The sequence below is a fragment of the Alistipes timonensis JC136 genome (genome assembly GCF_900107675.1).
Lineage (GTDB): Bacteria > Bacteroidota > Bacteroidia > Bacteroidales > Rikenellaceae > Alistipes > Alistipes timonensis.
In genome coordinates this window covers 124,928-140,545 of record NZ_FNRI01000001.1, presented here as the reverse complement: position 1 = coordinate 140,545, position 15,618 = coordinate 124,928, and the positions used below count along the sequence as shown (strand labels likewise).

At 58.4% G+C, this 15,618-nt stretch carries 7 protein-coding genes; all 7 read right to left on the bottom strand.

What is annotated here, in order from left to right:
• Positions 1-28: 28 nt before the first annotated feature.
• The 7 genes from BLU78_RS00550 to BLU78_RS00520 all read right to left on the bottom strand — a co-directional run bounded on the left by BLU78_RS00550 (position 29) and on the right by BLU78_RS00520 (position 15,571).
• On the bottom strand, positions 29-1,900 hold the full coding sequence (locus BLU78_RS00550) for an FAD-dependent oxidoreductase (RefSeq protein WP_026020557.1): 1,872 nt from the start codon (positions 1,898-1,900) through the stop codon (positions 29-31).
• A gap of 13 nt (positions 1,901-1,913) precedes the next feature.
• A complete protein-coding gene (locus BLU78_RS00545; protein WP_010258813.1) occupies positions 1,914-3,485 on the bottom strand; it encodes a hypothetical protein in 1,572 nt (523 codons plus the stop codon).
• A gap of 111 nt (positions 3,486-3,596) precedes the next feature.
• The gene (locus BLU78_RS00540; RefSeq protein WP_010258811.1) at positions 3,597-4,856 is read right to left on the bottom strand and encodes a SusE domain-containing protein; all 1,260 of its coding nucleotides are present in this window, start codon (positions 4,854-4,856) and stop codon (positions 3,597-3,599) included.
• A 101-nt stretch (positions 4,857-4,957) separates the two neighbouring features.
• Positions 4,958-6,652, bottom strand: coding sequence for a RagB/SusD family nutrient uptake outer membrane protein (locus BLU78_RS00535; protein WP_044106066.1), 1,695 nt, complete (start codon positions 6,650-6,652; stop codon positions 4,958-4,960).
• A gap of 13 nt (positions 6,653-6,665) precedes the next feature.
• Positions 6,666-9,680, bottom strand: coding sequence for a SusC/RagA family TonB-linked outer membrane protein (locus tag BLU78_RS00530; RefSeq protein WP_026020555.1), 3,015 nt, complete (start codon positions 9,678-9,680; stop codon positions 6,666-6,668).
• A 327-nt stretch (positions 9,681-10,007) separates the two neighbouring features.
• Positions 10,008-13,979 carry a hybrid sensor histidine kinase/response regulator transcription factor gene (locus tag BLU78_RS00525; protein WP_010258806.1) on the bottom strand — a complete coding sequence of 1,324 codons (3,972 nt, stop codon included), beginning with the start codon at positions 13,977-13,979 and terminating at the stop codon, positions 10,008-10,010.
• Between the two features lie 140 nt (positions 13,980-14,119).
• On the bottom strand, positions 14,120-15,571 hold the full coding sequence (locus BLU78_RS00520; protein ID WP_010258805.1) for an aminoacyl-histidine dipeptidase: 1,452 nt from the start codon (positions 15,569-15,571) through the stop codon (positions 14,120-14,122).
• Between the last annotated feature and the right edge of the window lie 47 nt (positions 15,572-15,618).

Here is a 15,618-nt window from a genome sequence, read left to right as displayed (position 1 = left end):
TTCTGAAAAATCTGTTTCGTCGTCGTTTTCAATCGTTGCGCAATGCACGGGGCGCTTTCAGCGAAGATCCCCGGTTGAATCGCTGGTTGTCGGGGACATTCTTTTTTCCGACGCCCTCGCGCATCAGCGACCGCAGTTCGTCCAGATGCCGCTGATAGACCCCGCGGGGCGAGGTTCCGTATTTCCGGCACAGCGATGCCGCCATGCCGACCACTTCGCCCATCATGCCCGTCGTGCGCATCACGCGCACAGAGCCCAAAGCCACATGCGTCACGCTGATGTTTCTCCCGGCCATGAACAGATTGTCCACGTTGCGGGAATAGAGGCACCGGTAAGGCACGGCATAGGGATAGATATGGACGTGCTTCGTGGCAGCCTTGAACTCCCGGCCCGGGAAACGCACGGAATTGAGCGAATCGGGGAAATGCAGGTCGAGGTCCCAGGTCGTGGCGAAAGAGGCGTCTTCGTGGAAGACGTGCTTGTCGATGTCGTCCTGTTTCAGCACGTAGTCGCCCAGTAGCCTGCGCGATTCGCGTTTGCCGGCGACGTAGGCCACCCAGCCCAATTCGCGGTTGCGGAATTTGCCGTTGTCACGAAGTCCGTTTTTCAGAAAACTCCAATTCGAATAGACCACAAGCAGACCGTAGTCGCGAATGCGTTCGAAATCGGCGATCTGGTCGAGATTCATGCCGGTTTCCCATTTCCACTCGCCCATCGTCACCTGCTCGCAGTTCGTTTCGTCGAACCTCAGACCATAGCTGAACACCGGAAAATCCGTCTTTTTACCCGCATCGACCGAGTACCACTGCACCGACGAACCCATCGTCATCCTGTCGGCGGCCGCAGGGGCCAGTTCCTCGCCGAATTCGTCCCGGCTCTCGCGGCCCATCCGGAAATCGGCTCCAGCCAGGAACCCGACCGTGCCGTCGCCCGTACAGTCGGCGAAAAGCGGCGCTTCGAGAAGCGTTTCCTCCCCGGTTTCGATGTGGCGAACGACCACCGAAGCGATCCGGCCGCCGGTCGTGTTCACGGCGACGGCCCGACAGCCGGCGAACAGGGTGACGTTCTTTTCGGCGGCGATGAACTCCTCCTTTTTCGCATCCTCGTAGTTCCCGGCCGGCTGGGCATTACCCCCGCGCGAGTGGCCGAATTCGCGGATCATGCGCCCGAGCCCCTTGTTCGGGCCTGTCTCGATGACACCGCCCAGGTGTACGCGGATTTCGGAACTGTTGTTGCCGCCCAGCACCGGACGGTCGTTGACCAGCGCGACCCGGCATCCCAGCCGCGAGGCCGACACCGCGGCACACATCCCGGCGATGCCTCCGCCTACCACGACGAAATCGAACGACTCCACGCGCTGCGGCGTTTCGGGAATATGCAGCATCCTGCGGCGGAAAGCCGCCAGCTCCCCGGAATCGGCAGGAGGCACATCCCCCTGCTCCGGGGTGAAATAGACGGCATCGCAGCGGCCGTCGAAGCCGGAAAGGTCGGTCAGCGACACTTCGACCGGACCTTTCCGGACAGCGACCCGTCCGGCATACTGCCACATCCACTCCCGGCCCCGGTTTCCCAGCACCTCGGGCAGCGTCCGTTTCCCCACCCGGAGGGAGAACTTCCCGGGTCCCTCGCCGTCGTACCAGGGAGCGACCCAGTTGAACGTCCGCACATAGGCATGATAAGTCCCGGATTCGGGGAATTCGACGGTCGTAACGGCATCCGCCACGGGTTTGCCCATGCCGTGTGCGATGAGATACGGCGATCCCATCAGGTCCATGAACTGCTGATCGACGGACCAGCCGCCCTTGTCGCGGAAACTCTCGGCCTCGACCAGAACGCCGGTCCCGAAAGCCGTCGTCGCGGACAGCAGCAATGCGGCGGCAAGCAAAACAACCCGTTTCATAGCTTACCCGGCACTAATGGATCTGAACGTCGAGCAGTTTGACCCAACCCTCGGCGGTCTTTTCGTCGTTCACCGCCAGTTCGATGGCCGGAACGTTCTCCTTCGTCGTATCGACGATGGCGATGCCCCACGTATATTTTCCGGCGGGGAGATCGATGGCAGGCGTCTCGAACGTATAGGAGAAAGGTTTGCTCTCGACCCACGTCGAAGGCTCGCAATCCCCGTCGACGAAAACCCGCTGCGCCTTGCCCGAAGCGTCGAGCAGGGCATAAGCCACCTTGTATTTGTAGTTCCACTGCGGAAGGTTGTTCGGGAAATACCCCCAGCCCATGTTGCGCCAGCGTGAAGCGACCTTGACGCGGCTGCCGGCGTTCACCTGGTCGGGAAGGGTCACCTGGTCGGGATAGAGACGGTAACCGCCCTCGGAAACAAAACGCTGCACGAGGTTGAAAGCGTCGCCGAACCACGACTCGGTCTCCTGCCCCACGCGGAAGTCCATCATATTGACGTGCGCCTCGGCCGAAGAGTCGAATTCACCCTGGCGGACATCTTCGGGATGGCCCTGGCGATAGCCCGCGGGATCGTTCCAATAGCTGTGGCTGCTGACGATGTAACCGCCCTCCATGATGATGGGAACCTTATAGCGCCACTGCGCGGCGATGGCCTTCTCCCAAGTGCTGTAACCCCAGCTTTGGTTGTTCATGCCGAAGGCGTCGGAACGGATGCAGTACCCGTTGCTGACAGCCAGGGCGACCAGGCTCTCGCTGTTCGGATTGGCCGTGCCCTGGCTCGTGGGATGCCCCAGCACGCGGTGGTAATTGATAACGAGGGGAACCTGCGTGAAATACTTGGCATAGAGCTTCGTGATCCAGTCGAGCACCTCGCGCTTGACCGTCTCCGTATTCGCGTCAACGGCCGACACGTCGTCCTTGTTGTAGGCCACGCTGTGACCCTCGCCCCATTTTCCGAGACCGTAACCGTCGATGAACGAGGTGTTCTCCGGATCGTTGAATTCCGCGGCGAAAGCCTCGACGAACTTCTCGTAGTAGCGCTGGAATACCGGGTCCTGCGGCATGGGAGTTTTGCGGTCGGGGAACTTCGGCTCCGAAACCGCATATTCGGCCCCGGCGTCGTAAACGAACTGGGGCGTGTTCGCACCCTGGTCGCGGCCGTCCACCACGACGCGGAACGCAATGGGAAGTTTCCGTTCGCGGGCTGCCTGAACCAGTTTGTAGACCTTCGAATCGGGATTCTTCCAGGCATACTCGCCGTCGGCGGGATTCAGCACGGACCATTTCGTGCGGATATAGCAGGCGGAGGCATAGTCCGCCACCTTCACGTTCTTGCCCAGCAGGGGTACGTAGATCTCCTTGTCGAAATACGAAGGATCGTAGTCCGCACTCACATACATCACCCAGCCGTTCAGCGGATTGTGCAACACCTGCGATTTGTTGTATGCGGGTTTCACGGTCACACCTGCGACCTTGCCGCCGTCATCCTCCCCACCGCCGCTGTCTTTCGAACATCCGCAGGAGGCGGAGCACAGAAACGCAGCCAGAAGGCAGGCCGTCATCAGATTTTTCATAACAGTCATATCGTTTTTGAATTGGTGAACAACATCTTGGAAAAACAGTGCCGTATCGTCCTGTCAGCCGGAACCCAGTCCGATACGGCGCTGTTTCAGATGGTTGGGGCCTTACTTGTTCCGCGCAAGGACCGTATTGTGCCGCAGGTCGAAGATCAGCAGGTCGGAAGCGGGGATCGTGTAATACGAGTTACGCGTCTCGCCGTCGGCTCCTCCGTGCAGTTCGCCCTCCTTATCGAGCACCAGCGTGAGGTTCTGCCGCTTGCCGTCAGCCGTCAGCGGACAGGTGAAGCAATAGGCATTGTTCTGGCTGTAATCCACGCCGTCCACCGAGAAACTCTGGGCCACGCAGAACTTCAAGCCGCTGGACAATTTCGTGCCGTTATGCTCCGCGGCATCGTAGATCAACACCTGGGGATCAGCAAGACTCTGTTTCAGGTTGAGCTTGCGAACGCCCCAGCCCGTACCGGCTCCATAAGCCCAAAGGTCGAGCACCTCGATCGTCGTCTCGGGATTGGCCTCGGCTCCGTTCGGGCGGAACGTCACGGAGAGCGGTTTCAGGTCGGTCTCGGGCGAGTAGATGCGCACCTGCTTGTTCTCCATGTCGATCAGCAGACGGTAGTTGCCGGCGGTCGGGATGGTCCACGATACGGGATCGTCCTGCATCTTCACGTCGACGAGTTCGCCGTCGCGGAGCATTCCGTTGCCGTCGCTCGGTACGATATAATAGGTCTGGCCCTCCAACTCGACGGGGATTTGCAGCTCGCCGATGCTCAGCGCGCCGTACCACGCATAGAGGTTCGCGTTCTCGACCGTCTTTCCGATCTCCGTGACGCTGCTGACGGCCGTACCGGAAAGCGACACCTTGTCGGCGTCGAAAACATCGACCTTGATCGGGGTTACGGTCACCTCGACGGTCCGCACCTCGGGCATTTCATAAGTGGGACCGCCCGCATACTCCGCGATGACGCGGAACGCCAGCGTAAAGGTCTTGTTCACGGGCACTTTCCAGCGCTCGTTGGCCCAGTTGTTGAGCTGCTCGGAGGTGTAGCTCCGGCTGAATATGCCGTCGTCCTCGCTCGTCTCGATGGTCGTGGACGAACCGAAGTTGTTGGTCAGCAGGTCCAGTTTGGTCGTGTAGGAGACCAGATATTCGTCGGACATCGAACGCGCCGGCGTCCAGTCGAAAGTGAGGACCGTAGCCGTAAGGTTGTTTTCGTCCAAAGCGATCTGGGAGGAGGAGGCGGTCAGTTCGAGGGTCTCCCTGACCGGGTCGCTGTCATGCTCGTACGGGTCCCACGCACAAGCCCACTGGCCGAGTGCCACAAGGGTCAGCAGCGATACGTTACATGCAAATTTTATCTTTTTCATAGCTGTTTTTTTCGTGTTTGCTGATAGGGTCCGGAACCGTCCGGACACATTGCTTTTCTTGTTCGCCCGGAGGCGGGGCCGAAAACCGGTCGGACCGGTCATCAGCCCTCGTAGCCTTCGTAACCGGGGTTCTGCGGGAATTCTCCGGTGTTGGCGTCGCGGACAGCCTGCGGAATGGGCCACAGCACATGAAAATCCTGGATGAGGTCGCGCGCCTCGGGATTGTACTTCTTCACACGCTCGATCAGTTTACCCGTGCGCACCAGCGTAAAGCGGCGGCTCTCCTCGCCGTACAATTCGCGGATACGCTCGTCGAGCAGGTAGTCCATCGTCATCTCGTCGTCGGAAACGTCGGCCGCCTTGGCACGGCGGCGCACCTCGTTCACGGCATCGGCAGCCTTGTCGGGCATGTTCTGACGCAGGTAGGCCTCGGCCAGCAGCAGATAGGTTTCAGCCAGGCGGAATTTCGTGCGGTCCTTGTACGAACCGGTGAGCTGCAAATTCTCCTCTTTTCCGAAAAAGAACTTTTTCAGCGCAGGGAAAAGCTGGGCCTGCGACCACGATTTGTCGTCGATGGGACATTTCTGGCCGAGTTTGTTGGGCGTCAGCGGGTTGTTGTAGTACCAGTTGCGTTTGATGTTGTACTCCGAATTGCGGATGTCGCCGTCGTCGAAGATGCCGTTTTCCTGAATTCCGGGAAAACCTTCCTTTTCACCGGCGGTCGTGGCGTTCGTGCCCTTGACGCCGATCCACCATTTCAGCGGATAGATCTGCGCCAGACCGCGGCCGCCGAGCGAATCGGCCAGCGCGAATCCGTCGATGGCATGGTACTGGGGATTCCAGGCGCGACGGGTCCAGTCGTCGGAATTCACGCCGCCGCCGACGGTGTTGTACTGGAACTGCATGACCCAGATGCTCTCGGTATTGCCGGCCGAACGGTTCTGGTTGTTTTCGAGGAACATGTCGCTGAAATAGTCGCCGGGCTTGTTCTTGTCGGCCCCGTAACGGCTCTTCACCAGGCTGTAATGCTTGCTGTCGATCACCTCCAAGGCATTCTCCTCGGCCAGTTTGTAATCGCCCTCAGCGCCGCGCAGCAAATACATTTCGCTCAGCAGATGGCGTGCGGCCCACGTCGTGAGCTTGCCCTCCTTCACCGCATCGGGATCTTCGGGAAGATGTTCCTTGGCGAATTTCAGGTCGTCGATGATGTGTCCCAGCACCTCGATCTTGGGGTCCCGCGAGAACGAAAGCAGGAACGGTTTCTGGATGGTCTCGACCCAGGGCACGTCGCCGTAGAGATAGACCAGCGTGCGATAGGCGTATGCACGGAAGAAACGCGCCTCGGCCTGATAGAGCTGTTTGTCGGTCGGATAATCCCAGTTGTCGTTCTTCTCGGAATAGATCAGCAGTTCGTTGGCCGAACCGATCAGGTTATAGGCCCAGTTCCAGTACGATCCGACGAAAAGCGTCGAGGGATTGAGCGTCAGCTCGGCAAACGGAACGAGCGAACCGTCGCGGACGGTGCCCATCCGGCAGAGATCGGTCGAAATCTGCAATACCTCATAAGCGCAGGCGCCGTTATGCATGAAAGCGCCGTTCTCACCCCAGGTGTTGTACTCCGAGCGGGCGATGGCATAGAGTCCCGTGGCGCCGACCTCGAATCCCAGCGAGCTGGTATAGGTGTTGTCGGGAGCCAGTTTGCTCTTCAAATCCTCTTCCAGGAAGGAGGTACAGCCCGCAGCGATTGCCAGAACCGAACATACGGCGCTGAGTTTGATATAATTCATCGTTTTCATAGTCAGGTCTTACTTAAAAGGTTAAGGATAATCCCAACACATAGGAACGGGCGGTCGGGAACGATGCGAACCAGGTATTGTCGTAGTTTAGCATCTGCCGCATGTTGGAGAAGGCGCACACGTTGTTCACGCTGAAATTGACATCGACGGCGCTCAGGCCGATCTTGCGGACGAATTTCTGGTTGACACGGTAGCCCAGCGTGATGTTGCGCAGCTGCACGTAGTTGAGCTTCTTGTAGTAGCCGTGGTCGAAGGAAGCCTGGTAGCCCGGCGAAACGACCTCCGCATCGGGAGTCTCCGGCGTCCAGTATTTCACGCCGTGGATGTAGTTGCCCGCACCGAACGTATACGAACCGATGTTGGCCACGTTGTCGGTCATCCATTTGCCGAAGACGCCGTTGAGCAGGAACGAGAAGTAGAAATCCTTGTAGGTAAAACGGTTACCCATCGACATCGTGAAACTCGGCTGCTTGCTGCCGATCACCTTGCGGTCCTTGGAGTCGATGACGCCGTTGCCGTCGACATCCTCCAATTTGGCGGCGCCGGGCGTAGCTCCGGTCTGGTGGGCCACCTCCTTACCCTCCTTATCGATGAACGTGAACTCGTCGCCCTGCTGCCAGATGCCGATCATGTTCCAGTCGTAGTATACCGACAACGGCTGGCCGATGAACCATTTGTTGTTGATGTCGTCGTTGCCGTCGCCGCGCAGTTCGACGATCTCGTCGCGGTTGAGCGAGAAGGCGAAATCAGTCTCCCACAGGAAATTCTTCTTGCGGATGTTCTGCGAATGGAGCGTCAGCTCGATACCCTTGTTGCGGGTCTGACCGACGTTGTAGAGCACCTTGCTGTAACCGTTCATAATGGGAATCGAACGCGACATCAGCAGGTCATGCGTATTGGAAAGGTACATGTCTACCGTACCGCCCAAACGTCCGTTGAAGAACTGGAAGTCGATACCGAGGTTGGCCGTATAGGTGGTCTCCCAGCGCAGGTCGGGGTTGCCGATACCGTCGCTCGGCAGATAGGCCGAGTTGGAGGCGCTGCCGCCGTCGCCCCAGATGTACTTGACGCCGTTGGTCGAATAGAGCCGGTCGAGCGACATGTAGCGCGAAATGGCGTTGTTACCGTTGGCGCCGTAGGAGAAGCGGATTTTCAGCATGTCGACCCACGAAGCGTTGTCCTTGATGAAATTCTCCTCGCCGAGATGCCAGGCGACGGCAGCCGAGGGGAAGAAGGCCCACTTGTGGTTTTCGGCGAAGGCCGAGAACGAGTCGGCGCGGCCCGTCACCGTCAGCAGGTATTTGCTGTTGAAGCTGTAATTCACACGGAACATGCCCGAAACCATGTTCTGTTTCCAGTATTCCGAACCGATGGCGATCTTGTTCTCGGCGCCGTCCATCCGGTAGAAGCTCGAATCGTCGTTCACGAAGCCCTCGCCGCTCTGCGAAGCCTTCGTATACTGGGTCTCCTGCATGGAGAAGAGTCCCGTGAAGTCGATGTGGTGTTTGTCGAAAGTCCGGTCGAATTTCAGCACGTTCTCCCACGTCCAGTCCGTCGTGTGGTTGTTTTCCAGTTCGGCACGGCCGTCGACCTTCTTACCCGTCACGGTATTGCGGCCGTAGTAGGTGCCGTTCAACTGGCTGCGGTAGTTATAACCGAACTGCGAGCGGAACGAAAGACCCTTGACGGGAAGTTTGATGTCGAGGAAACCGTTGGCCATGAAGTTGCGGCCCGTGCGTTTCTGATCGGCATTGACATCCTTCATCGGGTTGGGCAGGTTCGAATAGTCCATCGGCTCCTCGTAGTAGGCGCCCGTCTCGTCCTTGTAGATGCCCCACGGGCTCTGCTTGATGGCGTGTTCGAGGTTCGGCGTCGCGCCGCCGCTCTCGCGGTTGATGAACTGCGTGGTGAGACCCACCGACAGCCAGTCGTTCATCGTCTGGTTGATGCTGGCATAAACGGTCGTACGCTGGTAATTCGAGTTGTAGACGACGCCGGGATTGTCCAGGTAGGAAACGGCGGCCATGTAGGTCGTCTTTTCATTGCCGCCCTGGAAGCTCAGCTGGTGGTCCATCGTGAAGACCGTGCGGAAAACATAGTCCTGCCAATCGTTGGTGACGCCTTTGGCGTAGTTGACCTTCTCGCTGGCGCTGATGATCGAACCCACCAGCGGATCGAGCTGCTCGCCGCTGTAATTGTTTTTGAGCCGGCCCATATCCTGTTTGAAACGGATGAACTCGTTGGGACCCATCGTCTCGATGCGCTGCATCGGCTCGGCGACGGAGAGTTTCGTCTTGTAGGTCACATGGAAACTGCCCTTCGATCCGCGTTTGGTCTGGATCAGGATGACGCCGTTCGATCCGCGTGAACCGTAGATCGCGACCGCCGAAGCGTCTTTCAGCACCGACAGGCTCTCGATGATGTTCGGATCGAGGTCGGCCAGGCCGCCCGAATAGGGAATGCCGTCCAGGATAATCAGCGGGTCATTGCTGGCCGTCAGCGAGTTCTGGCCGCGGATCAGCAACGTCTGATTGCTGCCCGGAGCCTCGTTGCCGGTGGTGATGTTCAGACCGGCGACCTGTCCGACCAGACGGTCCATCAGGTTGTTGGTCGAAACCATCTCCAACGTCTGCTTGCTGACCACGGCAAGACCTCCCGTGAGGTCCTTCTTCTTCTGCGTACCGTAACCCACGACGACCACTTCGTCGAGGGACTGCGCATCCTGCGCCATTTTCACGTCCACAACGTTGGACGCACCGATCCTGATCTCCTGGCTGGAATAGCCCAGGCACGAGAAAACCAGCGTCGAGGCCGCGGGGGCCTTGATCTCATAAACACCCTGCGTATTGGTGACGGTGGCCTTGTTGTTCCCGCCGTCCTTTACGAGTACGACGACACCCGCCAGGGGCGCTCCGTTTTCATCGGTGACCTTTCCGGTCACGTTAATCGCATTCTGTGCAAACAAAGGCCCGGCCGACAACAGCAGTAAAACGGTCATCGCCAGAGTGCCTTTAAGCATTTTGTACATTCTTATCATAAAAGGTTCCGTTTGGGTTAAAATTGCATCTTCAAAAGATTGTGCGGACGGCAGGAGAACCCGGTCGTCCCTGAGCGGTTTTCAGGTCATTTTCCCATAAGCATTCGGTTTAAATTTGCATTTTCGGTTAGTTCCTCCGGGGAACCCGTTTCAGTTCCCGGTGATGCAAATATGCTGAAAATGAGCCCATAGCATGGTAGCCATTTATTCAGAAATGGTTCCATTTTGTACGTATCGCACAAAATGAAACCATTCCCGTCCGAACAATGCCCCTGCCCTGCGCGGCAGGGCGGAAACGATGCGGCCGGACGGCAGGGCTTACGCCTTTTTCTTGAATTCGGAAGGCGTAAGCTCGAAGTGGCGCTTGAAGCAGATGCTAAAATATTTCGGATTGGCGAAGCCCGTCATTATCGAGATCTCGGAGATCGTCAGGTCGGACTCCCGGAGCAGCTGGGCGGCGCGTTTCAGCCGTATATCCATGATGAACTCCTTGATCGACATGCCCGTAATGTCGTTCAACTTCTGGTAGAGGAGCGTACGTCCGATGGCCATGTCCGACACGAACGATTCCACGTCGTAGTCGTTGTTGTCGATGTTACGCTCGATGTAGTTCATCGCCTTTCTCAGCAACTCCTCGTCCATGGAGGAGATCGTGATCTTCGAAGGTTCGGCGATGTATTTCCGGCTGTAACGCTGTTTCAGCTCGTTCTGGGTCTTGATGAGGTTGGCCACCTGTCCGAGCAGGTAATCCATGTCGAACGGCTTGTCGATGAACACGCTGGCTCCGCATTCCAGCGCCTTGATCTTGTTGTCGGCGTCTTTTCCCTGCCCCGACAGCATGATGACCGGGATATGGCTGGTTTTAATGTTCGACCGCAGGGAACGGCAGACATCGAAACCGTCGGCTTCCGGCATCATCAGGTCGGTGATAACCATCTGGGGATAGATCTTCTCCACCTTGGCAATGCCTTCCCGGCCGTCGTCCGCCGTATATACATTATAATATTCCGACAACCGCCGTTCCAAGTAGCTTCTCAGGTCCGGATCATCCTCGATGACCACGATGTCGTACGCCTTGCGGACACGCCGGTCGTTCCGGTCAGCCGCATCGGACTCTTTCAGCAGGTTGTCGATCTCGGAAACCGTGTAGTCGTACGACTCGGCGGCACTGCTGGTCTTTTCGGCACTCTGCGAGAAGGGAAGCACCACCGTGAAGGCGACCTTCGAATTTCCCGAATGCAGGGTTATGCTCCCCGCCAGGTTGCCGACCAGTTCCCGGACGATGGCGAGGCCCAGGCCGGTGCTGCTCTCGAACTCGGGACGGCGCGCGGAGAGGCGGTTGAACGATTCGAAAATAATATCCTTCTTGTCCTCGGGAATCTCCGCCCCGGTGTTGGTGACCGTAAACGAAAGGTATTCGGTATCGGCGGCCGGCACCGCCCCTTTCGGCCACCGCTCCTGCGGAGCCCGGCCGATCTTCACCCCTACGTAGCCGTTTTCCGAGGTGTATTTGATCGCGTTGGAGAACAGGTTGGTGAAGATCTTCTCGATCACGTCGTGGTCGAAACTGGTGTAGAAACTCTCGTAACGGGAACTGAAATCGGTTTCGATACCCTTTTTGCTGGCATAGAACTCAAACAACGAAAAAATGCTGTCGATAAACCGGATCAGATCGCCCGGCTGCCGGTTCAGGGTCATCTTCTGGCTCTCGATCTCCCGGAATTGAAGCAACTGGCTTATCATTCGCTGGATACGTCCCACGTTCTTTTCAATCAGGCGGACATAGTCGCTGCACGGGGCGTCCACGGGCAAATGCTGTTTCAACTGTTTCAGCGGATCGACAACCAGCGTAAGCGGCGTTTTGAGGTCGTGGGAGATATTCGTGAAGAAATTGATCCGGGCCTGGGTCAATTCCTTCATGTTCTGCTCCTTGATCCGTTCCAGCTCGAGCCGCTGTTCGAAGATCTTCCTGTCGGTGAAATAGCGCCAGATAAAGCTGGCGACAGCCAGCAGGAGCATGGCGTAAACGGCATAGGCCCAGCGGGAAAGAAAGGGCGAAGGGCTCACTTCGAAGCGCAGGGAGGAAACCTCGTCGCCCCACAATCCGTCGTTATTAGCGGCCTTGACCTCGAAGACATAGCTTCCGGCGGGCAGATTGAAGAACTGCACCGCCTTCTGGCCCCGCGGGAGCAGGGACCAGCGTTCGGAAAGTCCCAGCATCCGGTAGGCATACTGATTTTTTCCGACGTCCAGGTAGCTGTTCGCCGAAAAGCAGATTTCGAGATTCGACTGCCGGTGCGACAGCTCAATGGCGCTGCCGTCGTCCCCGTCGCAGGCCATCGTGGTTATAGACCGCCTCAGAGGTGAGTCTTTGACACCGGGCTTCACGGGTTCGCTGTTAATCAGCAGGTCGGTGAAAAAAACCTTCGGTTTCTGCTCGTTGTGCCCGATCTTTCCCGGATTGAACAGGATGAAGCCGTCGGTTCCCCCGAAGAGCATCTCCCCGCGCGAAGTCTTATAGCAGGCCCGCACGTAGTAAGCCCCGCAAAGGTTCGGACTGTCGATCTGGGACTTGCGGATCATCCGGCTCACATAGTCGTAATAATAGAGTCCGCTGTTGGTGCTGAACCAGACGTTTTTCGAAACCGTATCTTCCAAAATGCCGAAAACCGTTTTCCCCGACAGCCCTTCGCCGGTCCGGTCCTTGAAATTCGCATACTCCCCGTCGCGGCTCAACAGATTGACTCCCCCGCCGCGCGTCCCGAACCAGATTTCGGAACCGGACGTGACGCAATACGAACAGAGGTTGTTCTCCGAATAGGGAGCGTCTTCGAGGTAATAATGCGCCAAAATCCGCCGCGAAGCGGCATCCACGACATACGCTCCGTCGTGCGTCACCAGCCACAGACGGCCCTGGCCGTCGTGGAAGAGCGTTTCGACGTGCGGCCTGACCTCATTTCCCCGGTCGTCCGTCAGGTACACGGTTTCGACGGTGCCGCTCCCGGCATCTCCGTACATCAGCTCGGCGTCGGGATTCGTCAGCCAGATTCCCGAATCGCCCTCCTGCACGAAATCGTAAATGCTCAACGGCTGCGGCGAGGCCGAACAATACATGCGCAGGTCGGTAAAACGCCCCCGCCGCGCGTCGAATAATTTGATGCCGCCGTTGAAAGCCGAAATCAGCAGCCTCCCGTCCCTGTCGTAGCGCAGCCGCTTAATCATGTTCGACGTAATGCCGCTGCGGCTCTCCTGCGTATAGTAGACGAAGCGGTCGTTTTTCCGGTCCCAGTAGTTCAGGCCTCCGCCCTCCGTACCGATCCACAGATTGCCCGCGTCATCCTCCTCGAAACAGCTGACGATGGGATGGTTCAGCCCGCCCGGCGTGGCCTTGAAATAGTTCACGCCGTTGTCCGCCAGCGTCATGTAGGCCAGTTTGCCCCCGTAGGTGCCGACCCATACCCCGCCGTCGGGATCGGGAAATATCGACCACACCGAATTGTTGGGCAGCGAATAGGGATAATGGAGATTCGAACGCAGAAGGTGCGTACTGCCGGTCGCAGGGTCCAGAAGAAGGAGACCCGACTGCGTGGCCACCCAGATGATGCCCGACGTGTCGAGAAACAGCTCTTTGGCTCCGGCCGACTTCTCGTATTCGACCGGCAGCCTGAAATACTGCGTGACACGGCCGTCCCCGTCGCATTCGTACAGGCCGTCCATGAGCGTAAGGACATAGACCGACCCGCCGTACTCCACGACATCGCGGATCACACAGCCGTCGCCGCCCACAGTCGTGAAAAGCGTGTACTGTCCGGTCTCGCGGTTGAGCCGGTAGAGGTTCCCCTTCGTCGCGGCATAAACGTATTCGCGGGTGCATATCAGCGCCAAAGACGAAACCGAGCAGTCCGGAGGCCGTTCGTAACGCACCAATTCGGGCAGGCGTTCCGGATCGAACGACTCGATGTCGTTGTTGCGGATCAGCCATACCGTACCGTCGCCGTTGACCATGACCGAGCCGATATTCCCGTCCAGTACCGATTCGAAACTCCGGGAACCGTAGTCGAAGCGCAGCAGTCCGTGGTTGGTTCCGACGTACAACCCGCCGCGGTGGTCCGTGACCACCTGTCCGTAATTCCAGTAGGAACTCGGCGAGAGGCTCGTGACCAAATCGTCCATCCGAACGAACGCACTGCCGTTATACATGAACAGCGCATCGTATCCGCTGAACCAGATTCGTCCCACGCTGTCTTTGGCGATGCTGTGGATACCCCCGTAATAGGAGGTTTCCGGCATGGCGTGAAAGCGGTAATCCAGGTTATTCAGCGCGGCGTGGAGGGGGGGGGAAATGAACGATGCGACCACGCTGAAAAACGCAGTCAACAGCCATCTGATCCGTGTCGGGAAAGACCCCATTGCACAAAATTGAGCGGTGGTTACAGACTTTTCAGCGTCTCGCAAAGCAGGTCCCAGAACTTGGGAACCGTGGCGATCTCCAGCCGCTCGTCGGGCGAATGTACGCCGCGGAGCGTCGGGCCGAAGGAAACCATCTCCAGGTCGGGGTATTTTTCGAGGAACAGTCCGCATTCCAGTCCGGCGTGGATCGCGCGGACCTTGGGCTCGGTGTGAAACAGCCGTTTGTAGGCTTCGACCGTGACCTCCAGCAGCCGCGACTGCGGATTGGGAGCCCAGCCGGGATAGCCGTCGGAATGGGCCACGTCGGCACCCGCCAGCGCGAAGACCGACTCGACCATCTGCATCACATAGGTCTTGGCGCTCTCGACCGACGACCGCTGCGACGAGGTGACGACGATGCGGTCGCCGTCGGCGAATTTCACCGACGCGAGGTTCGTGGAGGTCTCGACCAGTCCCGGAACGGCGAACGACATGGCGATGACGCCGTTGGGCACGCCCACGATCGAATAGACCAGCGCGAACTGCGTCCGCGCGTCGAGGACCTCCTCCACCTGCGGCATCTCGTTGAGGGTGATCCGGAAATTGGGTTCGCGGAAGCGGAACTCGGCTTCGAGGTCCGCGGCAAACAGGTTATAACGTTTCACGAACTCCCCTTTAAGTCTGGCGGGGACGCCGAAAATGGCGTAAGCCTCGCGGGGAATGGCATTGCGGAGGTTTCCGCCGTTGAAGTAGCTCAGTTTCAGCTCGCACGACTGCATGCCGTCCCACAGCAGGCGCGCCACGGTCTTGTTCGAGTTGACGCGGCCCTTGTCGATGTCGTCGCCCGAGTGTCCGCCCTGCAGGTCTGAGACATCGACGCGGAAGAAGGCGTAATTCTTCGGCGCAGGCTCCATCGTGTAGTGGAACGTGGCGATGGTGTCGATGCCGCCCGCACAGCCGATGAAGATCTCGCCCTCGTCCTCCGAATCGAGATTGACGAGATATTTGCCAGTGAGCATCCCCTCGCCCAGCTCGAACGCACCCGTGAGGCCCGTCTCCTCGTCAACGGTGAACAGCGCTTCGAGGGGTCCGTGCTCCACCGACTCGTCGAGCAGCACGGCCAGCGCAGCGGCCATGCCGATGCCGCAATCGGCGCCCAGCGTCGTACCCTCGGCCCTGACCCACCCGCCGTCGATGCGCGTGCGGATGGGGTCGTTGTCGAAATCGAACTCCACGTCGGAGTTCTTTTCGCAGACCATGTCCATGTGCGACTGGAGAATCACCGCGGGACGCTCCTCGAAGCCCGGCGTGGCAGGTTTGCGCATCACGACGTTGCCGATGGCGTCCTTCTTGTACTCGATATGGTGTTTTTTTGCGAAGTCGACCAAGAAGTCGATGATCTTGCCCTCCTTTTTCGAAGGACGCGGAACGCGCGTGATGGCGTCGAACTGTTCCCACACGAGGCGGGGCTCCAGCGAGGTAATTTCTGACATAGGCATTTGCATTTTTGCAAAGTTAGGAAAAATCCGTAACTTTGACA

Excerpts from the sequence above, each read along its gene's own strand:
- BLU78_RS00550 (WP_026020557.1), bottom strand. The coding sequence starts at position 1,900 with ATGAAACGGGTTGTTTTGCTTGCCGCCGCATTGCTGCTGTCCGCGACG.
- BLU78_RS00545 (WP_010258813.1), bottom strand. The coding sequence starts at position 3,485 with ATGAAAAATCTGATGACGGCCTGCCTTCTGGCTGCGTTTCTGTGCTCC.
- BLU78_RS00540 (WP_010258811.1), bottom strand. The coding sequence starts at position 4,856 with ATGAAAAAGATAAAATTTGCATGTAACGTATCGCTGCTGACCCTTGTG.
- BLU78_RS00535 (WP_044106066.1), bottom strand. The coding sequence starts at position 6,652 with ATGAAAACGATGAATTATATCAAACTCAGCGCCGTATGTTCGGTTCTG.
- BLU78_RS00530 (WP_026020555.1), bottom strand. The coding sequence starts at position 9,680 with ATGTACAAAATGCTTAAAGGCACTCTGGCGATGACCGTTTTACTGCTG.
- BLU78_RS00525 (WP_010258806.1), bottom strand. The coding sequence starts at position 13,979 with ATGCCGGAAACCTCCTATTACGGGGGTATCCACAGCATCGCCAAAGAC.
- BLU78_RS00520 (WP_010258805.1), bottom strand. The coding sequence starts at position 15,571 with ATGTCAGAAATTACCTCGCTGGAGCCCCGCCTCGTGTGGGAACAGTTC.